The organism is Veillonella sp. LMAG:90 (assembly GCF_008679445.1).
Taxonomy (GTDB): domain Bacteria; phylum Bacillota; class Negativicutes; order Veillonellales; family Veillonellaceae; genus Veillonella_A.
The window spans coordinates 1,069,728-1,092,935 of the sequence record NZ_NAND01000001.1; the positions used below are offsets into that span (position 1 = coordinate 1,069,728).

The 23,208-nt window shown below is 43.4% G+C and carries 21 protein-coding genes and 2 pseudogenes; 19 read left to right on the forward strand and 4 right to left on the reverse strand.

What is annotated here, in order from left to right; translation table 11 throughout:
* Positions 1-9: 9 nt before the first annotated feature.
* The 3 genes from CCC71_RS04685 (at position 10) to CCC71_RS04695 (ending at position 1,670) form a co-directional block, all read left to right on the forward strand.
* Positions 10-132: a hypothetical protein gene (locus CCC71_RS04685; RefSeq protein ID WP_296333118.1), complete on the forward strand. Its 123-nt coding sequence runs from the start codon at positions 10-12 to the stop codon at positions 130-132.
* A gap of 102 nt (positions 133-234) precedes the next feature.
* Positions 235-825 (forward strand): type IV toxin-antitoxin system AbiEi family antitoxin domain-containing protein, encoded by a 591-nt coding sequence (locus CCC71_RS04690; protein ID WP_021841267.1) that lies wholly within the window; start codon positions 235-237, stop codon positions 823-825.
* 8 nt (positions 826-833) lie between these two features.
* Complete coding sequence (locus CCC71_RS04695; RefSeq protein ID WP_226974027.1) at positions 834-1,670, forward strand: nucleotidyl transferase AbiEii/AbiGii toxin family protein; 837 nt, start codon at positions 834-836, stop codon at positions 1,668-1,670.
* 273 nt (positions 1,671-1,943) lie between these two features.
* Here the strand turns inward: CCC71_RS04695 and CCC71_RS04700 are convergent, their stop codons facing one another.
* Positions 1,944-2,873, reverse strand: a complete 930-nt coding sequence (locus tag CCC71_RS04700) for a fumarylacetoacetate hydrolase family protein (protein WP_021841269.1) — start codon at positions 2,871-2,873, stop codon at positions 1,944-1,946.
* A 197-nt stretch (positions 2,874-3,070) separates the two neighbouring features.
* Complete coding sequence (locus tag CCC71_RS04705) at positions 3,071-3,475, reverse strand: PDZ domain-containing protein (protein WP_127058403.1); 405 nt, start codon at positions 3,473-3,475, stop codon at positions 3,071-3,073.
* A 419-nt stretch (positions 3,476-3,894) separates the two neighbouring features.
* Here CCC71_RS04705 and CCC71_RS04710 point away from each other — a divergent pair, with 419 nt between their 5' ends.
* The 15 genes from CCC71_RS04710 (at position 3,895) to CCC71_RS04780 (ending at position 20,597) form a co-directional block, all read left to right on the forward strand.
* Positions 3,895-4,872, forward strand: a complete 978-nt coding sequence (locus CCC71_RS04710; protein ID WP_296333121.1) for a 2-hydroxyacid dehydrogenase — start codon at positions 3,895-3,897, stop codon at positions 4,870-4,872.
* A 149-nt stretch (positions 4,873-5,021) separates the two neighbouring features.
* On the forward strand, positions 5,022-6,692 hold the full coding sequence (locus CCC71_RS04715; protein WP_021841272.1) for a glutamine--tRNA ligase/YqeY domain fusion protein: 1,671 nt from the start codon (positions 5,022-5,024) through the stop codon (positions 6,690-6,692).
* Between the two features lie 185 nt (positions 6,693-6,877).
* Positions 6,878-7,525 (forward strand): hypothetical protein, encoded by a 648-nt coding sequence (locus CCC71_RS04720; RefSeq protein ID WP_021841273.1) that lies wholly within the window; start codon positions 6,878-6,880, stop codon positions 7,523-7,525.
* A 31-nt stretch (positions 7,526-7,556) separates the two neighbouring features.
* A complete protein-coding gene (locus CCC71_RS04725) occupies positions 7,557-7,973 on the forward strand; it encodes a DoxX family protein (RefSeq protein WP_247239881.1) in 417 nt (138 codons plus the stop codon).
* 32 nt (positions 7,974-8,005) lie between these two features.
* Positions 8,006-9,034, forward strand: a complete 1,029-nt coding sequence (gene hemE, locus CCC71_RS04730; protein ID WP_021841275.1) for a uroporphyrinogen decarboxylase — start codon at positions 8,006-8,008, stop codon at positions 9,032-9,034.
* A gap of 8 nt (positions 9,035-9,042) precedes the next feature.
* Entirely contained in the window at positions 9,043-10,056 is a 1,014-nt protein-coding gene (locus CCC71_RS04735) for a ferrochelatase (protein WP_021841276.1), read from the forward strand.
* On the forward strand, positions 10,053-11,429 hold the full coding sequence (hemG, locus tag CCC71_RS04740) for a protoporphyrinogen oxidase (RefSeq protein ID WP_021841277.1): 1,377 nt from the start codon (positions 10,053-10,055) through the stop codon (positions 11,427-11,429). Before CCC71_RS04735 ends, hemG begins: the two co-directional genes overlap by 4 nt.
* Positions 11,430-11,524: 95 nt before the next feature.
* Positions 11,525-12,313 (forward strand): hydrogen peroxide-dependent heme synthase, encoded by a 789-nt coding sequence (gene hemQ / locus CCC71_RS04745; RefSeq protein ID WP_021841278.1) that lies wholly within the window; start codon positions 11,525-11,527, stop codon positions 12,311-12,313.
* A 28-nt stretch (positions 12,314-12,341) separates the two neighbouring features.
* Positions 12,342-13,502 (forward strand): AI-2E family transporter, encoded by a 1,161-nt coding sequence (locus tag CCC71_RS04750; RefSeq protein ID WP_021841279.1) that lies wholly within the window; start codon positions 12,342-12,344, stop codon positions 13,500-13,502.
* A 155-nt stretch (positions 13,503-13,657) separates the two neighbouring features.
* Complete coding sequence (locus CCC71_RS04755) at positions 13,658-14,284, forward strand: PepSY domain-containing protein (RefSeq protein ID WP_247239882.1); 627 nt, start codon at positions 13,658-13,660, stop codon at positions 14,282-14,284.
* Positions 14,285-14,487: 203 nt separating this feature from the next.
* The gene (cydD, locus tag CCC71_RS04760; protein ID WP_296333124.1) at positions 14,488-18,333 is read left to right on the forward strand and encodes a thiol reductant ABC exporter subunit CydD; all 3,846 of its coding nucleotides are present in this window, start codon (positions 14,488-14,490) and stop codon (positions 18,331-18,333) included.
* A 231-nt stretch (positions 18,334-18,564) separates the two neighbouring features.
* Positions 18,565-19,755 (forward strand): hypothetical protein, encoded by a 1,191-nt coding sequence (locus CCC71_RS04765; protein WP_021841282.1) that lies wholly within the window; start codon positions 18,565-18,567, stop codon positions 19,753-19,755.
* 66 nt (positions 19,756-19,821) lie between these two features.
* Entirely contained in the window at positions 19,822-19,971 is a 150-nt protein-coding gene (locus CCC71_RS04770) for a hypothetical protein (RefSeq protein WP_021841283.1), read from the forward strand.
* Positions 19,968-20,354 carry a type II toxin-antitoxin system death-on-curing family toxin gene (locus CCC71_RS04775; protein ID WP_021841284.1) on the forward strand — a complete coding sequence of 129 codons (387 nt, stop codon included), beginning with the start codon at positions 19,968-19,970 and terminating at the stop codon, positions 20,352-20,354. Before CCC71_RS04770 ends, CCC71_RS04775 begins: the two co-directional genes overlap by 4 nt.
* Positions 20,355-20,447: 93 nt before the next feature.
* Entirely contained in the window at positions 20,448-20,597 is a 150-nt protein-coding gene (locus CCC71_RS04780) for a YvrJ family protein (RefSeq protein ID WP_021841285.1), read from the forward strand.
* Positions 20,598-20,641: 44 nt separating this feature from the next.
* Here the strand turns inward: CCC71_RS04780 and CCC71_RS04785 are convergent.
* Positions 20,642-21,352 (reverse strand): annotated as a pseudogene (locus tag CCC71_RS04785) (transposase); the annotation flags it as partial.
* Positions 21,353-21,551: 199 nt separating this feature from the next.
* Between CCC71_RS04785 and CCC71_RS04790 the strand changes: the two are divergent.
* Positions 21,552-21,962 (forward strand): annotated as a pseudogene (locus CCC71_RS04790) (transposase-like zinc-binding domain-containing protein); the annotation flags it as partial.
* A gap of 36 nt (positions 21,963-21,998) precedes the next feature.
* Here CCC71_RS04790 and CCC71_RS04795 read toward each other — a convergent pair.
* The gene (locus CCC71_RS04795) at positions 21,999-23,111 is read right to left on the reverse strand and encodes an IS1249 family transposase (protein ID WP_296333591.1); all 1,113 of its coding nucleotides are present in this window, start codon (positions 23,109-23,111) and stop codon (positions 21,999-22,001) included.
* Between the last annotated feature and the right edge of the window lie 97 nt (positions 23,112-23,208).

Here is a 23,208-nt window from a genome sequence, read left to right on the forward strand (position 1 = left end):
ACTGAAGTGATGGCACGCTTTGAGGCGGTTGATACGAGTAGGGAAGTCGTGGTAGTGCTCGAGCGAAAAGTGCCCGGGTTGATTCAGACTTTATTAGGACGTATTGATGCGATGGCGAAAGAACTCGGTTAAGATGGCTTTATTTAAAATTAAATACGGGCATGGTTTGACTTTCTTGCTCTAAATTTATATAATTAGAGCAAGAAAGTTATTTTGTTTTAAGGGGGGAGCTATATGAGTAAAAGTGCTGTAATAAAAATGGCCTATGAAAATAATGGTATTGTTACTTCCTCTATGGTTTCAGAAGCCAATTTATCGAGAAATTATTTATCGCAACTTGTTAAGGATAATAAATTAGAGAAAGTATCTCGTGGTGTATATACGTTGCCGGAAGCATGGGAAGATGAGTTTTTAAACGCACAAGTTAGCTATAAAAGAGGAATTTTTTCATTAGGGACAGCTTTGTATTTACATGGTTTTACAGATAGAACACCAATGCAATTACAGTTTACATTTCCTGAAGGTTATAATACATCGGCCCCCATTAGAAGTGGGTTTAGATGCAATAAAGTAAAGAAAGATGTATTTGAGTTAGGTGTTGAAGAGGTGACTAGTCCATCAGGTAATTTGGTCAGAGCGTATAATATTGAGAGAACACTTTGTGATATTGTGAAAGTCACTAATAGAGTTGAAATTCAAGTGATAACAGATGCCTTCAAACAATATATGAGTAGTAAGTCTAAAAATATTCCCTTATTGTCATTTTATGCCAAAATATTAAAAGTGGATAAGAGAATTAGACCTTATTTAGAGGTATTGCAATGAGTAATGTTATGAAATTTAAAGCATTAATCAAAAAAGTTGCGAAGGAAAAACAGATAACAGCTCAATCTATTTTACAAAACTTTATGTTAGAACGATTTTTAGAACGAATGTCTTTATCATCTTATAAAGATAAGTTTATTCTTAAGGGCGGATTTTTGATTGCTTCTATTGCCGGTTTATCAGCACGATCAACAATGGATATGGATGCAACAATTAAAGGATATCCAGTTACTCAAAAAAGTATAGAATCTATGATATCAGAGATAATTGATATACAGCTTAATGATGAAGTTGCATTTGTGTTGAGTTCAATTAAGGAAATACGGGAAACGGATGATTATGCTGGTTATAGAGCAGCCTTAAAAGGAGAATATGCTAATTCGAAATTAGCTGTAGATTTAAAAATAGATATTACAACCGGTGATAGTATCAGCCCGAAGGAGATTAAATACTCATATCCATTATTATTTGAGAATAGAAGTATCTCAATTTTGGCGTATAGCTTTGTTACTGTATTGGCAGAAAAAATTGAAACCATATTATCCAGAGGTGATCAGAGCACAAGACCGAGAGATTATTACGATGTCTTTTTACTTTTAAAACTCTTTGAGGAACGGATTGATTTTTCAGTATTATTTGAGGCAATACATAAAACGGCAACGAGAAGAAATTCGGTGTTTATTTTTTCTGATTATCCTAACATTTTGGATTCTGTTAAACATAGTAAAGAAATGCAAAAACGTTGGGAGATATATCAATATGAGTATAGCTATGCACAGCATATAATATTTGATGATATATGTGATTTGATAAAAACTATAATGGATAAAGAAAAGGTACTGTAACGAATTGAATAAAAAATCAATTCGTTACAGTACCTTGTTTAATTTATTTTTTAGTTATCTACCTTAGTGGTCTTAATTCTGCATGAAAAATGACCTAATCGTTAAGTAACGACTAGGCTATTTCTCAATTTCCTATTTTCACCAGAGATGAGCCTAGCGGTACTAATCACTATGACGGCTCGTCTTATGTATATCTTAACGCAATAAGCTATAAGCGTCAAGTTAATGACTTAGGGGGATATTTCGTTGCAGCCCTTTTGTTTAGTTCTTGTCTTAGAAATCTTCGTAATCTTCGATTTCCGTAATCGGTGCGGATCGTTTTACGGTGTTAGATAAGGTACCGATGCCCGGTACGGTGATGGATACGAGATCGTCTTCCTGCAAGAAGCGAGGTGGTTCGAAACCGACGCCTACACCCGATGGCGTACCGGTGGCGATGATGTCGCCCGGTTCCAAGGTGATGCCGCGGCTTAAGGTGCTAACCAAGGTCGGGATGGAAAAGATTAAATCTTCTGTGGAGCCCGATTGGCGAAGTTCGTCGTTAACATAGGTGCGAATTTCAAAGTCGCGCGGTTGTTTGTTGCCGATTAAAATGGCAGGGCCCATTGGGCAGAAGCCGTCCAGGCTTTTACCTAAGAACCACTGATTGTGACGACGCTGTAAATCGCGTGCCGTTACATCGTTTACAATGGTGTAACCGAAGATGTGATCATATACTTCATCTTCCGGAATGTTGCTGGCTCGTTTGCCGATGATGATGGCCAGTTCGCCTTCGTAATCCACTTGTGAAGTTGCATTCGGATGCAACGGAATTACGCGGTTAGGGCCGGTTACGGCTGTCGGTAATTTACTGAAGAAAATAGGGAACTCCGGTTCGTCGGCCGTTTTGTCGAATTCAACGATGTGTTCGCGGTAGTTTTTGCCCACGCAGATAATGTTGCGATGTGGGCTGAACGGTGTATCGATGGTTACATCGCTGAGATTGTAAGGCACGGCTACAGGTGATTCATTGTGTTTTTCCAAAGCTGTAGCTAATAATAACACGCCTTCGTCACCTAAGCTGATGAGCTCTTCAATCGTTTCCGGTAGGAAGGAGAAGTATGCTTCTTCCAAATCGGCACTGCCGAGAATAGTTTGTGATTCGTCGTCGATAACGCCCCATTGGCGGAAGCCGGATGGCGTTGTAAAGGTTGCGATTTTCATAAGTCCTCCCAAGTGTAATGCTGATTCATGACCGACCTAAGCCGGTTTTTATACAATCATGTAAATATTATAAATATATTTTTTTCGATATAAAAGAGCTTATATTAAATAAATACGATGTGCTTAAAACTAATTTAATGGATTTCAAGCCGGGTGAATCCATTAGAATATTTATCAAACAGTTTTATATACATCGCCTATTTTTCAAGTAATTTGATCTTCTTGTTAAGCCATTTTTGACAACTGGCACGGTCGTTAAAAAAGCGTAAATCCCGAATGCCGTCAAAATCTACATACAAGCCGTATACAAACGGAATCGGTGTGTTTTCAGCAATATTAAACGTATCAATGGCCATGTAAGTACCCGGTTCTTTTGGTTCTTCCAACGTTTCAAACGGGATTTCCTTAATGGCAAATGCCTCACCGTTTGAGCGCCGGCGCGTACGTTTCGGTACTAATGAAAATGTACGTGATTCACCGTCTTCTTCGATGGTAATCGTAACCGGTTTCTTTGGATTGTAATTGGTCATGAGTCGATTTAATACAGATTTAAAATCACGTAGTGTAACTTCTTGTTCAGTTAATGCGTCGATATATGCCATAGGAAGTTCCTCTTTTCAAATAAATTCACAATACGTAATTGACGAGCTTGGGAGAATGATTAATTGTTTGTATTTATCGATAAGTTAACTATAACATAGATTGATGAATAGATAAAGTAAATAGTTGTAATATTCCTGAAAAACATGAGCACAAAGGAGATATTTTTTTACCATGAAAAAGCAATTAAAATATTCTAAAGTACCAAAAGATTTATTTATTTAAAAATATCTATGATTTTGTTTTATCTATGGCCTCAAATTGTATATAATAAGAGAGAGATGATATCAATTTACTTGATTGACAATTCGGCTGTTTTTTTCAGATATGTTGCAACAGCTTTTAGAGTTTTTATAACTCTTCGAAGTTTTAGATTTTTTACATACAAATGATTTTATATATGTCCGGGAGGTTGACACAAATGAGTAAACCAGTTGTAGTTGTACCAGGTTTGGTTCGTAAAGATGCGCTTGCCTATTTAGGTGAACATGTGACGATTAAGCAATGGACGGAAAAGACGCCAATGCCCCGTGAAACTTTGAAAGAATGGCTCAAGGAGGCCGATGCTCTCTGGAGTATTAATACTGTCAAAGTAGATGCCGATTTAATCGCCGATGCACCGAATTTAAAAGTTATCGCGCAAGCTTCGGTGGGCTACGATAATGTGACGGTGGATGATTTGACGGCCCGTCAGATTCCTTACGGCAATACACCTGACGTTTTGACCGAATCGGTAGCCGAATTGGCCTTTACGCTTGTGGCAGCGGCGAGCCGTCGCATTGTGGAAAATGCGGATTTTGTCAAAAGCGGTATGTGGGCACAACGTCCGTCCAATATTAAAGGTAAAGATTTAAGTCGTTCGACTTTGGGGATTATCGGACTTGGCGCCATCGGGATTTCCATTTCGCGCCGTGCCCGGGCGTTCGGTATGACCGTTATTTACAACAATCGTCATAAACGTGCGGATGAGCATTTATACATGGTTGAATACCGTGATCGCGATACACTCTTGGCCGAAAGCGATGTGGTCCTCGTTATGGCTCCGTTAATGCCGGAAACGTATCACATGTTTGACAAAGAGGCGTTCAAAAAGATGAAAAATGATGCGCTGTTTGTCAATGTGGGCCGCGGTAAAATCGTGGACACCGATGCGCTCGTGTGGGCTCTTAATGAAGGGGAAATCGACTATGCCGCTTTGGATGTAACGGATCCGGAACCGTTACCGGCTGATCATCCGCTTTTGCAGACCGGTAAAGTGCTGGTGGTACCGCACATTGGCTCCTTCACAGACCGTACCCGTCGTGACATGGCTATGCTTACGGCCGATAACATTATTCTGGGCTTGCAGGGAAAACCGCTTAAAACATGCGTAAATAAGGAAGTAAACTATAAGGGGTAATTAGTGTTTGACCGCTTCGATACTATTGTTTGGCCACTTCGATACGAAGTCCGTTGCGGTCGGACTTTAGCTATCAATAAGTCTCTATTTATGATAAAATAAAGAGATGTAAATAAACGGACATTAAGTCGCAGAGAGGATGATTGTTGTTGGAAACTCCAAATAATGAAACAGTTAATTTTATAGAGGCGATTATAAATAAAGATAACGAATCCGGTAAGTACGGCAAACGTGTGCATACTCGTTTCCCACCGGAACCGAATGGCTATCTTCACATCGGCCATGCTAAGTCGATTTGCTTAAACTTCGGCTTGGGCAATGACTATAACGGTCTTACGAACCTTCGTTTTGACGACACCAATCCGTCCAAAGAAGAAGTGGAATATGTGAAATCCATTGAAGCCGATGTAAAATGGCTCGGTTTTGATTGGGACGACCGCGAATATTTTGCGTCCGACTACTTTGACACCATGTATGAATATGCGAAAGAATTGATTAAAAAAGGCAAAGCCTATGTGGATGATCAGACGCCGGAACAGATTAAAGAAACTCGCGGCGATTTCGGTACGCCGGGCACCAACAGCCCATATCGTGACCGTCCGGTAGAAGAAAACTTGCGTCTTTTTGAAGAAATGAAGGAAGGCAAGTATAAAGACGGTGAAAAAGTGCTTCGTGCCAAAATTGATATGGCTTCGCCAAACATCGTAATGCGTGACCCAGTATTGTATCGTATTATGCATGCGGAACATCATCGCACGGGCGACAAATGGTGCATTTATCCGATGTATGACTTTGCTCACCCTGTAGAAGATGCGATTGAACGTATCACCCATTCCGTATGTACTTTGGAATTTGAAGTGCATCGTCCGCTTTACAATTGGGTTCTTGAAGATTGGCCGGATACGGAAAAACCTCAGCAGATTGAATTTGCTCGCTTAAATGTTACCAACATGGTCATGAGTAAACGTAAATTGCGTCAGCTTGTTGAAAAGAATCTCGTAAGCGGCTGGGACGATCCGCGTATGCCTACCATTTCCGGTTTGCGTCGTCGCGGTTATACACCGGCTTCGATTCGCGATTTCTGTCAGCGCATCGGTGTAGCTAAAGCGGATAGTGTGGTAGATATTGCGCTTCTCGAATTCTGTATTCGTGAAGATTTGAAGATGAAAGCACCGCGTCAGATGGCGGTTATTAACCCGGTAAAAGTGGTTATTACTAACTATCCGGAAGGTCAGACGGAAATGATGACCATTGAAAACAATCCGGAAAATGAAGCTATGGGTACTCGTGAAGTTCCGTTCGGTCGTGAAATCTACATTGAACAGGACGATTTCATGGAAGTTCCGGTGAAAAAATTCTTCCGCATGACCCCGGGCAAAGAAGTTCGTCTCAAAGGTGCTTACATCGTTATGTGCGATGAAGTCATTAAAAACGAAGACGGCTCTATTAAAGAAATTCATTGTACCTATGATCCGGAAAGCCGCAGCGGCAGCGGTTGCCAGCGTAAAGTAAAAGGCACCTTGCACTGGGTGGAAGCCTCCACGGCGGTGGACATGGAAATTCGCTTGTACGATTATCTCTTAAAACCTGAAGAAGAATGGGAAAGCAAAGATTTCTTAGAACAGCTTAATCCAAATTCCTTGGTAGTAATGCAGGGTAAAGGGGAACCGGCTTTCAAAACGACGAAACCGGGCGACCACTTCCAGTTCTTGCGTCAGGGGTATTTCGTAACCGATTTGGACAGCACCCCTGAACATATCGTGATGAACCGTATTGTGGGCCTGCGTGACAGCTGGGCGAAAGCACAGAAAAAAGGTTAATGTTAGCCGGAATAAGTTAACTGTTAGCAGGAATAAGCTAACCGTTAGCAGGAGTAAGCTCATCGTTAGCCGGTAGTTATTGAGATTAATTTACAGTAATATGCTAGTCGGTCCGGCCTTGTTGCCGGACTGTTAGCAGTTAAGCAGAAGAGTCAGAATAGTCAGTCAGCAAAAAGGAGTTGTGCATGAAACTAACTACTTGGTGTGCAGCGGCTGTGTTGGCGCTTACCTTTAGTGTGGGGAGTGCTGTGCAGGCGGCCACACCGGCCACTACAGCTATTAAAGATATTAAGGCACCGACGAATGTTACCTTGTCGGCCGGTTCGGAAAAAGCTTTATTTACGAACAGTGAGGATATTCAGCAGTACTTGTTGAATCGCGGCGTATTGAGTGCCGATGTGTACCAATTGCGTTATAAAAAAGACAATGTGTTCAGCTACGGCATCGTAGCGGATATTCGTCTTGGTGAACAGGGCCTTCGTACTTTGGGCATTGAAAGTGAAATGCCGGTCTTTTCTTTCAGTACGAAAAATAAAGACAAACAAGAAGATTCCGTATTGCCGGAATTGGCCGAATTAATCAATGAAGGCGGCCAAAATGTATTCCAACAGTATCGTGTCATCGAACCGTTAACTTTGCAGAAAAACGGTACCTATACCGGTACTTTGCGTTTTGACAATATGGTAAGCACTGTAATTTACGGTGAAACCCTTCATGTAGTTTTGTACGATAATTTATATTTCGGACCGAGTGTTCGCGTCATCGCTCTTAACAGTGCCGATGATGATACCTTGTGGCCGATTGTTAACGGCTACGCCAAAGTAATCAAATAAAGTCAGCAAATAAGGAGAATAACGAAGCAGAATGAATATGCTATTTCATAATTTATTTCGCTATCATGATTTCGGATTGTTGTTTTATCGCATCGTATTCGGTTTATCCATGATGGCTCACGGATATTTCAAATTTGCCGGTGGTGAGCAAAATTTATATGCCATCGGTCATACGACGGCTCAATTCGGTGTACCGGACGGTTTTTTGTTGCTCGGTATGGCCGCGGCCGGGGCAGAACTTTTAGGCGGATTTCTTCTTATTTTGGGCTTTTTGACACGTCTCGGCGCGCTATTGATTGCATTCACTTTATTCATTGCGACTGCAGCCGCATGGGACGCCGGATTTTTTAGATGTGATTATCCTTCACAGATGATGTTCGGCGCCATTATGCTCTTTATCGCAGGTCCGGGCCGCTACAGTGTAGATAGTGCCTTTACCAAACGATAAAATTGCGTATAACAAAGGAAAGAAGATACCTTATGAATTCGACATACTTACAAATGATACGCGGGGAAGAAACGTCTCATTGCCCCGTATGGTTTATGCGGCAAGCAGGCCGCAGCCAAGCCGAATATCGCCGTATTAAGGAAAAATATTCCTTGTTCGAAATAACACAACAACCGGAGCTTTGCGCTTATATTACGCGCTTGCCCGTTGAAGAATATAATGTAGATGCTGCTATCTTGTATAAAGATATTATGACTCCTTTGGTGCCTATCGGGGTGGAGGTAGAGCTCAAGTCCGGCATTGGTCCGGTTATCGGCAATCCGATTCGCACGGCGGAAGATATTGCCGCTATCGGCGCTCTCGATATGGCGGAGTCCTTGCCTCATGTGTTGGAAACAATTCGTATTCTGACGAAAGAGCAACTTAAGGTGCCGCTCATCGGTTTTGGCGGGGCCCCGTTTACTTTAGCCAGTTACATGCTGGAAGGGGGCCCTTCGAAGACGTATCAGAAAACGCGGCAAATGCTCGTGACGCGTCCTGATTTGTGGGATGCGTTGATGGAAAAATTGACAGCCATGAGCATTGTCTATTTAGGTGCGCAAATCGAAGCAGGTGCCGCCGCCATCCAGATTTTTGATTCTTGGGTAGGTGCCGTGAGTGCGCGCGAATACGAAGCCCGCATTTATCCGTTTATGAAAGAGTTAATTACGGCCTTAAAGACTAAGTTCCCGACTACGCCAATCACCATGTTCGGCGTAGGGACGTATCACTTATTGCCGTTGTGGCGCCAATTGCCGGTTGATGTAATCGGCCTTGATTGGCGTTCGCCGATTGCCGATGCGAAAGCTATGGGGATTACGCAGGCGGTGCAGGGCAATTTGGATCCGGCCTATTTATTTGCGGATTGGCCGGTGATTCAGGGCGAAATCGATCGCATCTTGGCGGAAGGTAAGGAACATGGTCGTCATATTTTTAACCTGGGCCATGGGGTTGTGCCGGAAGCTAATCCGGATGTATTGAAGCGCATCGTGTCCTATGTGCATGAAGTGACGGCGCGATGAGGGACGGAATGAAAGAGCGAATCGGGTTATTGGTGATGGATTACGGCACACCAACCGCTGAAGCCGATTTGATGCCTTATTATACAAGCATTCGCCGCGGTTATGCACCGACGGAGGCGGAAGTAGCGGTTTTGAAAAAACGCTATGAAGCCATCGGCGGTTTGTCGCCCCTGGGGGCTTTAACCGAAGGGCAAGCGGAATTATTAGCTAAGCAGCTTAACGAGCATAGCGATGATGTAAGCTATGAATTATATATCGGCCATAAGCATATGCCGCCATTTATTGAAGATGCGGTGACGGCCATGGGTGAAGCGGGTATCACGAAGGCGGTGGCTATTGTGATGGCGCCGTATTTTTCACTCTTTGCGACGGCTTCCTATTTTGAACGAGCCAAACGACGGGCGGCTCGTTATCAAATGGAAATTCGGGAAGTGGCGGCCTGGAATGAAGAACCGGAGTTCCTGGCCTATTGGCATCAGGCGTTGGAAACGACGCTGGCGGAAACCGTAGGCCTATTGCGTCGGACAGATTCATCAAATTCGTCGGACATAACGAATTCGGTTGAAACAGCCATTCCGGCGGAAACAACAAATCCGGCTGAGGTCGGCGTAATCTTTACGGCCCACAGTTTGCCGTACCACGTAATTCACATGGGTGACACCTATCCGGAAGCTGTTCAAGCTACGGCTAAGCGCATTGCTGCATCCGTAGGTCTTAGGACTTATGAAATGGCTTGGCAAAGTGCCGGTGTACGCGGTGACTGGTTGACGCCGGATGTGGCAACGGTGACTCGCAAAGTCGTGGCGAGAGATAATGTGAAAGCGGTTGTGTATGTACCTATCGGGTTCGTATGTGACCATTTGGAAATATTATATGATAATGATATTGCTTGTAGAGCTCTTTGCGATGAGCTTGGGGTTGCCTACAAGCGCGTACCGATGCCGAATACGGATGCGCTTTTTGTAAAAGCCATGGCGCAGGCGGTACGACATTTACCTTTAGAAGATGAGGTGACAGAATGAGTCGAGTAGCGGTGATTGGCGGTGGTCTGACGGGCCTTTCGACGGCCTACTATTTGGGCCGAGCTAAGCCGGACTGGCAGATTGATGTGTTCGAAGAAGAACAGCGATTCGGCGGTAAAATTAAAACGAAACGTGTGGACGGTTATGTAGTGGAAGTGGGGCCTGATTCCTATTTAGCCCGTAAGCAGGCTATGACGGATTTAATCAATGAATTGGGGCTGGGCGATACGCTGGTTACCAATGCTACCGGTCAGGCTTTCATCTATGACAGAGGCAGTATGTTCCCTATACCGGGGGGCTCCATTGTAGGGATTCCTACAGAGTTTGTGCCTTTTGCCAAATCTACTTTGTTGTCATGGTCCGGTAAAATCCGCGCTATGCAGGATATTTTCAAAAGCCCTTATCCGACGGATGGGGATGTGTCCATAGGCGATTTTTTCAAATATCACTTGGGCAATGAAATGATGGATAAACTTATCGAGCCATTGTTGTCGGGGATTTACGGCGGCGATATTTATGAGTTGAGCCTCGATGCGACATTCCCGGAATTCCACAGTTTGGAGCGCAAACATGGCAATATGGTTAAAGGTATGTTGGCAGCGCGCAAGCAACGAGCCGCAACGAATGTAAAACCGAGCGGTCAATTCCGTCAGCTTACCGGTGGTTTGGAATCGATTATTGATGAATTGGTGGCGCAAATGCCGGCCAATGTAACGCTTCATAAGAGTACGCCTGTAACGTCTATTGAAAAAGTAAAAGACGGTTATGTCTTAGGCGGTACGGTGAAGACCCCTTACGAAGAAGTAGTTATTACCACCCCACCGCAGAGTTACAAAAAGTGGTTTGCGGATGATGCTCATTTTGGCGAATTAATGAATATGGACTTATCTACTTGTGCCATCGCCGTAATGGGTTTTGACCGCGCGACTTTTGATGCGCCGCTGGATGGGACCGGTTTTGTAATTACCCGTAAGACGGATACACCGCTTACGGCTTGCACTTATATCACCGCTAAGTGGCCTCAGACGACACCGCAGGACAAAGTCGTATTGCGCGTGTTCATGGGCAAACCGGGGGATAATACGGTGCAGCAATTCGATGGTGAGGCTTTAAAAGAATTGGCTGTTAAGGAAATTCAGCGTATCATGAAATTTAGCGCCAAACCATTATGGGTTGAACTGACTCGTCTCGATAAGAGCATGCCGCAGTATAAAGTGGGTCATCGCGATTTGGTAGCGCGCCTTAAGGACTACGCCGCTAAAGCGTATCCCGGCCTTCACATGATCGGTACGCCGTTTGATGGCGTGGGCATGCCGGATGGTGTGCGTCAGGCTCATGATTTGGTACAACATTTGGTGAATGAAGATAACTAACATTGTGTAAATGAAGATAAATAACATTTACAGAATGACAATACATACTATTTAGTGAATGAACATAAATATTTTTTTAAAAGGAGGAATTTACAATGAGTGAACAGCATATGGGACATCCCGGCGCTATGAGTCAGAACGACATGAGTGTTGATGAAAAAGCGGTTTTGACCTATGAAGGTTGGTTCAGTATTCACGCTACATACAAAATTAATTTTGAAAAATGGCAGTCCTGGGATACGGAACGTCAGATTAAAGCTTTAGCTGAATTCAAAGCATTTATCGCTGAATTGGAAGCCGGTCATGAAGCGGAAACTTCCAGCTATGCGTTGTACAATGTAGCGGGCGGCAAAGGGGACATCATGATTTGGTTCTTGCAGCCGACTTTGGAAGAAGTTACGGCGAAGGAAATTACCCTTCGTAAATTGGCTATCGGCGCCGTTTTGGAACCGACTGCTTCTTTCGTATCGGTTATTGAAGTAAGCAACTACATGAAAACCGACATTAATCATCCGAAGGTTCAAGCTCGTTTGTACCCACATATTCCTCGTTTAAAATATATGTGCTTCTATCCAATGAGCAAACGCCGCAACTTAGAAGATAACTGGTACATGACGGACCGAGCGGAACGCGGTCGCATGATGCGTTCTCATGGTCAAATCGGTAAAAAATACGAAGAAACGATTAAAGAGTTTACTACCGGCGCCTGTGGTCTCGATGATTGGGAATGGGGTATTACGCTCATGTCCGATGATGCGGTTCAGTTCAAAAAAATCGTTAACGAAATGCGTTTTGATGAAGTAAGTGCCCGTTTCGGTATGTTCGGTCCGTTCACGGTAGGGACTTTACTTGACGAAGACCGTTTGGATACTTTGTTTGCTTAAGAATTGTTTTAATAGGGAGCAATAGTGTATGGGCTTTTTCAAGAAATATAAATCGAGTATCAGCCTGATTATTTTAGGCGGTTTAGTATTTCTGTTCACTATTAAGTTTGATTCGGTACTGACTTCATTTAAAATTGGGCTGGATGCAGTCATGCCGTTGGTTTGGGGTGTGCTCATTGCGTTCGTCCTCAATATTATTGTGAAGCGCTTTGAGAAGATTTATTTTCCATCTGCCGAAAGCGGTTGGAAGCATAGTACCAGACGACCGGTTTGTGTTGTCTTGGCTATTTTTACCATATTGTTGGCTATTTTCCTCGTAGGCTACATGGCGATACCGCAACTCGTTCATTCCTTGGGCATTATTGTGCAGGCCTTGCCGGCTTTGTATCAGCAATCGTCTGAGTGGGTGAGTCGTTTTATTGAAAACACGCCGTATCTTTCGTCGTCCGGTGTCATGGATTCTATTCAATCGGATAAGACGGTGGAACAGTTGCGCCAAATTGGGGCGGATAGCGGTCGCTACATTGTAAAAACAATGAGTGACACCGTTGAAATGGTGTTTAACTTTGTTATCGGCTTAATTTTTGCCATTTATGTATTGCTTGACAAAGAAGTGCTGCGCCGTCAGATGGGCCGCTTGGCCCGTGCTTACGGCAAAGACCATCATATTAAAAACATGGTTCACGTATGGCGCACGGCCAGTCAGGTGTTCAGTAGTTTCTTTATCGGTCAGTTCCTCGATGCTTTAATTCTGGGCGTCATGGTCGGGGCCGGCCTTGCCGTATTATCCGTTCCTTATGCCATGACAATCGGCTGTGTAATCGGGCTTACCGCTTTGGTGCCGCTCTTGGGGGCGTATATCGGCGGCTTTATGGGCCTCGTGATGTTGTTATCGGTGAGTACCATGGATGCGTTAATTTTTATTATCGTCCTCGTGGTTATGCAACAGATTGAAGGCAATGTCATTTATCCGCGCATCGTGGGCAGTTCCGTAGGCTTACCGGGCATTTGGGTATTTGCCGCTATTACCATCGGCGGTACCTTGTACGGTGTGCCGGGCATTTTATTGAGCGTGCCGTTGGCAGCTACCGTTTATAAATTGGTAAAAGAAGATGTGGACCAGCGTTTGGCTCATAAGGCATTTTCTTACAAGGCGACGGTAAAAAAAGTGGAAGACGAGGATAAGTAGATTTTTATTGAGTATGCCTGAGTAAACATGGTATACTTAAAGGACAATTGAAGTAATATGCAGGTTTAATCTTACATTATTAGAACGGAATATGTTGACTTTGACAGTTATTCAGATAGCATTAGGGGAAGCAGCATATTTTAGGAGGTTATTGTATGAAAAAGAAGTCTTTTGCCGGTTTATTGGCCGGTGCTATGGCTGTAAGTGCTGTAGCGGTGGCTATGCCTCAAACGGTAGCAGCAGCGGATGTGAATCCGTCAATCAGAATGGAAGGATCCGTACAGTCCATGGTATTATCCATGCGTCAAGTAGCCGGTGTGTTCTTGGCTAAGTATCCGAATTCGGCTGTTCACTCCATTACGTTAAAACCGGATCGCGGTCGCTTCTATTATGAAGTTACCGGTTATACGCTCAAAAATACGTATACAATCCAAGTTGACGTAATTACGGGCAATGTTATTAAAGAAAAATCGGATAAAAAAGAAAAAGACATTCCGAATAAAGTCTTCAATCCTAACAATGTTATTGATCCTAAGAAAGCTGAATCCATTGCTGTTGCCAACATCGGTGGCAATGCTATCAGTAAAGGTTGGAAATTGGAAGCTGATAACGGCAAAGTTCAATACGAAGTTACTATTTATCACAATGATGAAACAGACGGCTTAGTTCAACAGGGTGTAATCATCGACGCTGTGTCTGGTGATATTATTACCAGAACATTACCTGAGAAAGTAATCATCCCTGATGAAGAGGATGACGGTTTCATCTTGTGGGGTGAATAATAGTTATAAAGCTGAAAGTGCACATTGTATAATGTGCATTTTTCTTTTATATACCGCTTGTGGCTTTTATGATGGTCGTTTATGGCTTTTGCAATCAACGTTATGATTTTTACAATCGACTTTATGGTGTTTGTAATCACCGTTTGCAGCGGCTTTATATTAGCGGCATATTATTGTATTTATTGTTGTTTTAGGAGGCTTCTGTGATAGTCAAAACCGCTCGTGAAGAGTTAATTCGGTTTAAGGGAAAGGCTATAGGATTAGGGGTATTCAGTTTATTAGGCACCTTGGGCATTGTCGGTCAGGCATGGTTCTTTGCGGTGTTGATCGAAAAAACATTTTTTGAAGGTTTGCCGTTGGACGAAGTCTGGTCTACGGTGATTTGGCTTATAGCATCCGTCGTGCTTCGCATGGTGGCAACGTATTGCCAGGAACAAACGGCAGGCAGTTTGGCGGAGCTGGCCAAACAAGATTTGCGCCAAAAAATTTGGCATCATTTATTGCGTTTAGGGTCCTTTACCGGTGAACGGCACGGTGACGTGGTTCATTTAATGACGGATGGTCTGGAAAGCGTGGAAGCCTACATAGCCCGTTATGTGCCACAGATGCTGTATGCCATGATGATTCCGCTCATTATGGCCATTGCCATCATTGATGCGGCACCGTGGGTTGCTATTATCTTACTCATTACATTCCCGCTCATTCCGTTTTTTATGATTTTAATCGGTAAAAAAGCGGAGGCTATGAATAAAGAACAGTGGGAGCGTATGAGTTTTCTGAGCGGTCATTTCTTGGATGTCCTCCAAGGTATTGTGACGCTTAAACTCTTCGGTCGTTCCGAAGAACAGGTAGACGTCATCGCCCGTCTGTCCGCAGAATTTAGAGATTCTACTTTGCGCGTTTTGCGCGTGGCCTTTTTGTCCGCCTTGGTGCTTGAGTTAGTCAGCACTATCAGTACGGCGTTAATCGCTGTGTACATGGGGATGGCCTTGCTTTACGGCCATGAAACTTTCTTGCCGGCATTTTTCGTATTGCTTTTGGCGCCTGAGTTTTACGCTCCCCTTCGTCAGTTGGGGGCCGCCTTCCATACCGGTATGGCGGGTCAGGTAAGTCTTGCCAAAATTGATACATTCTTAGCCTTGCCTATTGAAGAACCTGAGTCCGGCACAGTTACAGCGGCGGCGCTTAATACGGTAGAGTTTAAAGAGCTGTCTTATGCGTACGGCGCGACGTCGCATCAAGAACTTAATGCCAATGAGGGCGAGGTTTCATCTGAAAAAGCGGCTGTCACGTATGCGGTTGAAAATATTAATTTCACTTTGCGCCGCGGCGAGAAAGCCATGCTGGTCGGCGGCAGTGGTGCCGGCAAGAGTACACTCGCTCATTTGCTTTTGCGTCTCATGCAACCGACAAAGGGTGAAATTGTAGTAGACGGCGTGAACTTGCTTGACATGGAGGCGGATTTTTGGCGTGATCAAGTGACGTTTGTGCCGCAACAACCCCATTTATTCCGTGGTACGTTGCGTGAGAATATTACCTTTGGACAGCCTGTATCGGATGATGAAGTATGGGCAGCCGTTCGTGATGCGGAAGCGGAAGCGTTTGTAAATTCCTTGCCTCATGGCCTTGATACAATGCTGGGTGAAGGGGGCCTCGGTTTATCCGGCGGGCAACGCCAGCGTATTGCCATCGCTCGTGCTTTTATTAAACAATCACCGCTTATCGTGCTGGACGAAGTAACGGCCCATCTTGATGTGGCGACGGAACAGAGTTTGGCAAAAGCCCTGGAACGATTGATGGCGAATAAGATTGTGCTTCTCATCGGGCATCGCTTGCAGACTATGCGTTGGGCCGATACTTTATTGGTGTTAAAACAGGGGCATATCGTTGAAAGAGGATCTTTTGATGAGTTGGTAGCGGCTGACGGCTACTTCAGCGAACTCGTCAAAGCGGGCGTGGGAGGCACCGCTGATGTTACTTCCGACGGCGTGGGTCATAACGGAGCTGCAGAGAGTGCTGTAGCCGGAGTTACAGAGGCTGCCCTAGCCGGAGCTACAGAGACTGCCGTAGCCGGAGCTACAGAGACTGCCCTAGCCGGAGCTACAGAGACTGCCGTAGGGACAGCCGATGCTATAGGGAATAGTCACACTAAGCCTAATGTTGATATTGAAAAAGCTGTCCATCCGGTGATTGCCGCCCATGCGGCACCGGGGGCATCGCATATTGAAGTCAGCGAGCCTACGCAGAATATATCGACATGGAATTCGCTAAGTCGGTTATTTGCCGTATTAGGGCCTGCGCGTAATTCCCTATGGCTCAGCTTATTATTCTCCTTCTTGACGGTATTCATGAACGTCGGCCTTTTGACAACGTCGGCTTGGCTTATCACGTCGGCGGCGCTACGCCCTGAATTGGCGGCTTTAAGCCTCTCTATTGTAGGGGTGCGCTTCTTCGGTATCAGTCGCGCCGTATGCCGTTATATTGAGCGCTATGTATCGCATCATATGGCCTTCCAAGGACTCTACGGTTTACGCGTATGGTTTTATAAAAAGCTGGAGCCGTTGATGCCGGCTGCGTTGCATCGACTCGGTTCCGGTGATATTTTAGGCCGCATCATGGCGGACATCGAGACACTCCAATTCTTCTATTTGCGTGTTATTATTCCGCCTGCGGGGGCTGTCTTATTAACTATTATCGGCTTTTACTTCTTGGCCCAGTTCAGCTATCAGCTGGTGTGGCTATTGGCGATTGTCTTTATCTTGGGGGCCGTGGTGATTCCGTTTATTGTGTATCGTCATAATGCGCTGGCTACGGATGCAGCTCTCGTATATCGCAGCGGTATAAAGGATACGGTGGTGGAAAGCTTGGCGGGCATCATGGATATCATAACGTACAAGCAGGAACCGCGTGTGACGGCCTTGGTGGATCGTCAGTTTAACGATTTGACGTCGGCTCAGCATATCGTTCATCGCGGTACCAATATCGGCGATACGCTCTTCTTGGGGCTCACCCAATTAACGATGGTGCTGGGGGCGCTCATCATGATTCCGCTTGCTAACGGCAGTCAGGAGGAAGGGATTTTCATCGCCGTAGTGGCCATTGCCTTGCAATCCTATTTTGAAGCCTTGGCACCGCTGACTATTGCCTGGTATCATGGTCGTGAAAGTTTAGCCGCCATGAAACGATTGGTTCAATTGGCGGAGCAGGCTCCGGCTGTTAAGGAATCGATGGTGACGGCTGAGAGTGCCGATTCGGACGCTCAAAATGAGGTGATTCAGTCGGTGGCTTCGGCTGAGTCTGTTAAAGTGGGCTCGCCATCTTTGGGCATTAATTTTGATAAGGTAAGCTTCCGCTATGACGAGGGCGAGCCATATATATATGAGAATTTATCACTTCATATCAAACCGGGTGAAAAAGTAGCCGTAGTAGGGCCGAGCGGCTCCGGCAAAACGACGCTCCTTACTATGTTGGAACGGTTCTACGATTACGAAGGCCGGATTTCGTTGGGCGCCAAGGAGCTTAAATCGCTGTCTTTGGCTGAGGCTCGTGAATACTATGGTGCCTTGACGCAGGATACCTATTTATTCCATGCATCGGTGGAAGATAATATTCGCCTGGCTAAACCGCGAGCAACGGCTGAGGAAATGGTGAAAGCTATTGAATTCGCCGCCTTAACCGATTGGGTTAATACGTTGCCAAACGGTCTTAAGACAATTATCGGAAGTGGCGGCAGCGGTGTGAGCGGCGGGCAGCGTCAGCGTATTGCACTCGCTCGTTTGTGGCTCAGCAACAGTCCGATTTTGTTGCTCGATGAACCGTTGGAAGGGCTCGATCAATTGGTCCGCCAAGATATACAGAACTCCTTGTACACCTTGATGAAGGATAAAACAGTCATCTATATTACTCACCATCTGGGCGGTTTGGAGAAGATGGATCGAATTCTATTCTTAGAAAACGGTCAGGTTGTAGAAGACGGCTCCTATGATGAATTGATGGCAAAACGCGGTGCCTTTTATGCGTATCGCAAGCTATCCATGGAAACTGTTTAACACTTTGCAAAATAGCAGACAGGGTATCCATGATATCCGGGGGATAAATTTGTGACTGCCGGCTCGAAAGGGCTTGGCAGTCATTTTTTTAGAATGAATAATCAAGTTAAATGCACTCAATGGCGATAGAATCGGCTTTTTTGAAAACTGTCGATATGCTATGTAGTTTTAAAATCGGGTGCGTTATGTTATAATATGGACTGAAAACATGCTAAATCCATAGGAGGCGTTATGAACAGTCTAGTCACGCGATTATTGGAATTGGCAGAATCGATGACAAAAGGAACCCGCAAGAAAATCGCAGAGAAACCGGTCACGCCTGAGCAACAAATTGAGGCCGAACCTTGCGAGGCGAGCGAAACCGATTTATACGATCATCGTATTATCAGTGTTGAGGAAGATGCGATTAACCGCATTTTGAAAGCTCAATTGCGAAATCACTGGTTATTTTATTCTGTTACCTTTGAGTTTGAAAATAACAATAAGGTCTACATGGGGATTATTACAACCCTCGGGACCGTTATTAATATAGAATTTACCATCGAAGATTTTTGGTTTGACGACTATGCTTCGAGTTTTTCCATAAAATTGAATATGTCCGACGTCGATATGGGCGGCTTTATTATGAATACGATTGTTCATTTATTGGGCAATTGGAGCCTCAGCCTGTTGGGCACCTTCTTTAACCCCTTTGAAATTATCGGTGACGGGTCGACGGTGCGTTTTGAAAAAAAAGGCATCATCCGTTTTGATTTGTCCCCGGACAGTCCGATTCGCCGTTTAATTTCTTGGCCGAATCGCTGTACGAATGCTAAAGGACCGGTTATCTTAATTAATGCCCGTTCGGAACAGTCTGTACTTCGTTTGGAATACTATGCCTTCCGCGATGAGGTGGAGACCTATAATATTCCGGAAGTGCCCGTGAAAACCAGCTGGGTTCGTTCCATTGACTTGGCAGCAGCGTTGTTATTGCCGATTGGTGTGTGGATCAGTTTTATCATCCTTCACCACTATTTGCCGGCGGAGACGATTGAATTCTCCTTTTCCACATATTTCCTTATTTCTTTGGGGATTTTGTGTATCAGTTTTATCGTCATGAACATTCCGCGCTATATTTACATGTATTTTGATTCCCGTAAAAAATGGCAAAGTGTCTTTGTCCATAATAATATTAAGATTCAAATGCGTAAATTGCAGCGCCGTATTCAGATTCAACAGGTAGCGCTCAAGGGGAACGGGAAGGAAACCGATGCGGAAAGTCAGGCGAATATTCGCGACTTACTCTTGCAGATTCGTGATAAACGCTTTTTGGCACAGCGTCTTAAAATCGCTGATGAAGACCGCGACCGTAAACAGAAAATTAAGTTTATTATTGCCTATATCGTATGTACCTTGTTGGAATGGATTTTGTTGATTCACTAGGCCGTCGAATTGTGATATATTGAAATAAGAAGATTTACTAAAAAATATAAAGAAAGGGTGCTCTATATGTCGAAAAGAAATATTCAAGAGGAAAATCAAGATAAAATTATTATTACATCAAAAACATCTGAAGATTTGGCTAAAAGAATGAAAGCTTTATCGGCAGAAATTCTTAAACGAAACCAAAATTTGTATAAAAGATTGGAAAATAGATGAATAAGATTATACATTTATTAATCGATGATATTATACAGTTTCATAAGGATTTAGAAGCATCTTCCGTTATGAAATCGGGAATCCATTATTTAAACTTATTGGAATCGGCGGTTAATACCCCGTTTCAAACATTTGGTGGAGAAGACTTATATCCTACAACTTATGATAAAGCAGCACAACTTTGTTATGGTTTAGCTAAAAACCATGCTTTTACTGATGGAAATAAGCGAATAGCATTTCACTCTATGCAAATATATCTAGCGTTAGAAGAAATTAATTTAACTTATACCGATGATGAAGCTGAGGCATTAATTATTGGTGTTGCTGATAATTCTGTATCAGTAGACATGCTAAAAGAGTGGCTCATTCAACATTCAGCTTAATATTTATGTAAATAAAGAAATATTATAAAAATATTTGGAACCTCCTTGTCGATATATTTTAAATTGAATGTATTTCAATAAGGAGGTGTTTTTATGGAAGAAATTCTAACAGCGACGGCTAATTACGGATTCCCCATGGTGGTTGCGGCGTATTTATTGATACGTCTGGAACACAAAATGGATTCACTGAGTGCGTCGATTAATGAATTGGTTTTTACCTTAAAAACCTATGACCATAAATAAAAAAATAGGCTTATAGGACAAAAAGTGTGTGTGGCTTTTTTAAATTAATCCCAATAAATTGGAAATTCCGTGGACATATGGAACTCATTCCAAACAATGGCATCCCCCCATTGCGGCAAGATATTATCCACACGGTTATTCCGCATTATCCTACGGTAAGTAGCAGCGATTGTTTTATCTGTAGGCATACATTTTAATATTTCAGCAACAGGAAGCGGTCTAGGTGAGTGCTCGTAACACCACCAATAGACCGCTTTTAATCGTCTTTCTAAGGATAACCCTCTGTGATCTCGTAACATCCCCCTAAGTTGCGCATTAACGCCTCCTTCCAGTCGATTGTTCGTTGTAGGTACGGTAATATCTACAAACGTCAGGTAGGTAAATAGAGTGTCATCTCTAATTAATCGTAAAAGTCCTGCCTCAGCTTTTAAGAGGCGTTCATGAGTAGCCCTTTTATTCCCATTTTCGTCAACTGTCATTTCACGTAAGAAGTCATCAAACTCTTCTCTCCAAGCTAATAATCCATCAATCCAAGTATAGGCATCATCTATCGATTGAATCTTAAATAAACGCTTTGCCAGTTCATATAAGGCCTTGCCGGCTACTGTTTTTGGTGCAGAAGTTGTATACCTTCTTACTTGTGCAAAAACATGAAATAAGCAGCGTTGATGGTTACTTGTCGGCCACCTCTTTGCTAAGGCCTTAGCAAATCCAGATCCGCCGTCTGAGATAACAACACGCGGAGGAGCAATACGGAGTTATAGGACAAAAAGTGTGTGTAAAAAGTGCTGTAAACCTAGATAGATACTGGGTTTATAGCACTTTTATCTTTTTTTGACAAAGATAAAGGGTGGACAAAAAGTGTGTGTAAAAACATGCGTGAACCCACATAACTACTGACTAAAATGGTATTATATCTTCCTAAATAAAAACATAAATAGGAGGATGATTAAAATTAAACAAGTAGTTTGCCCTGATTGTGGTCGAAAATGTATAAAACACGGTATATTGAAATCCGGTTCTCAGCGATGGTTTTGTAAGCACTGTAAAGTCGCTTTCACTAACAAAATTAACACCGATAGTCATGATCTAAAGTTGTTTTTGAAGTGGTTATTTAGTAAACAGTTGCAGCAGGATATGCCTGGAGGAGGACGTACATTTAGACGTAAAACCGCTAAATTTTGGTCCATATGGTGCCTTCCACCAAAGATTGAGGAAGTATATGATGTGCTTTACTTTGACGGCATATACCTAACGCGTAAGCTCTGTGTACTTATTTGTTGTAGTAAGGACCATGTGTTAGGCTGGTATGTTTGTAGATATGAGAACTCTAGAGCTTGGCAGGCATTAATGGACCGTATTGCGGCTTATAGGACAAAAAGTGTGTGTGGCTTTTTTAAATTAATCCCAATAAATTGGAAATTCCGTGGACATATGGAACTCATTCCAAACAATGGCATCCCCCCATTGCGGCAAGATATTATCCACACGGTTATTCCGCATTATCCTACGGTAAGTAGCAGCGATTGTTTTATCTGTAGGCATACATTTTAATATTTCAGCAACAGGAAGCGGTCTAGGTGAGTGCTCGTAACACCACCAATAGACCGCTTTTAATCGTCTTTCTAAGGATAACCCTCTGTGATCTCGTAACATCCCCCTAAGTTGCGCATTAACGCCTCCTTCCAGTCGATTGTTCGTTGTAGGTACGGTAATATCTACAAACGTCAGGTAGGTAAATAGAGTGTCATCTCTAATTAATCGTAAAAGTCCTGCCTCAGCTTTTAAGAGGCGTTCATGAGTAGCCCTTTTATTCCCATTTTCGTCGACTGTCATTTCCCGTAAGAAGTCATCAAATTCTTCTCTCCAAGCTAATAATCCATCAATCCAAGTATAAGCATCATCTATCGATTGAATCTTAAATAAACGCTTTGCCAGTTCATATAAAGCCTTGCCGGCTATTGTTTTTGGTGCAGAAGTTGTATACCTTCTTACTTGCGCAAAAACGTGAAATAAACAACGTTGATGGTTACTTGTCGGCCACCTCTTTGCCAAGGCCTTAGCAAATCCGGATCCGCCATCTGAGATAACAACACGCGGAGGAGCAATACGGTCCATTAATGCTTGCCAAGCTCTAGAGTTCTCATATCTACATACATACCAGCCTAACACATGGTCCTTACTACAACAAATAAGTACACAGAGCTTACGCGTTAGGTATATGCCGTCAAAGTAAAGCACATCATATACTTCCTCAATCTTTGGTGGAAGGCACCATATGGACCAAAATTTAGCGGTTTTACGTCTAAATGTACGCCCGCCTCCAGGCATATCCTGCTGCATCTGTTTACTAAATAACCATTTCAAAAACAGCTTTAGATTATGACTATCGGTGTTAATTTTGTTAGTGAAAGCGACTTTACAGTGCTTACAAAACCATCGCTGAGAACCGGATTTCAATATACCGTGTTTTATACATTTTCGACCACAATCAGGGCAAACTACTTGTTTAATATTAATCATCCTCCTATTTATGTTTTTATTTAGGAAGATATAATACCATTTTAGTCAGTAGTTATGTGGGTTCACGCATGTTTTTACACACACTTTT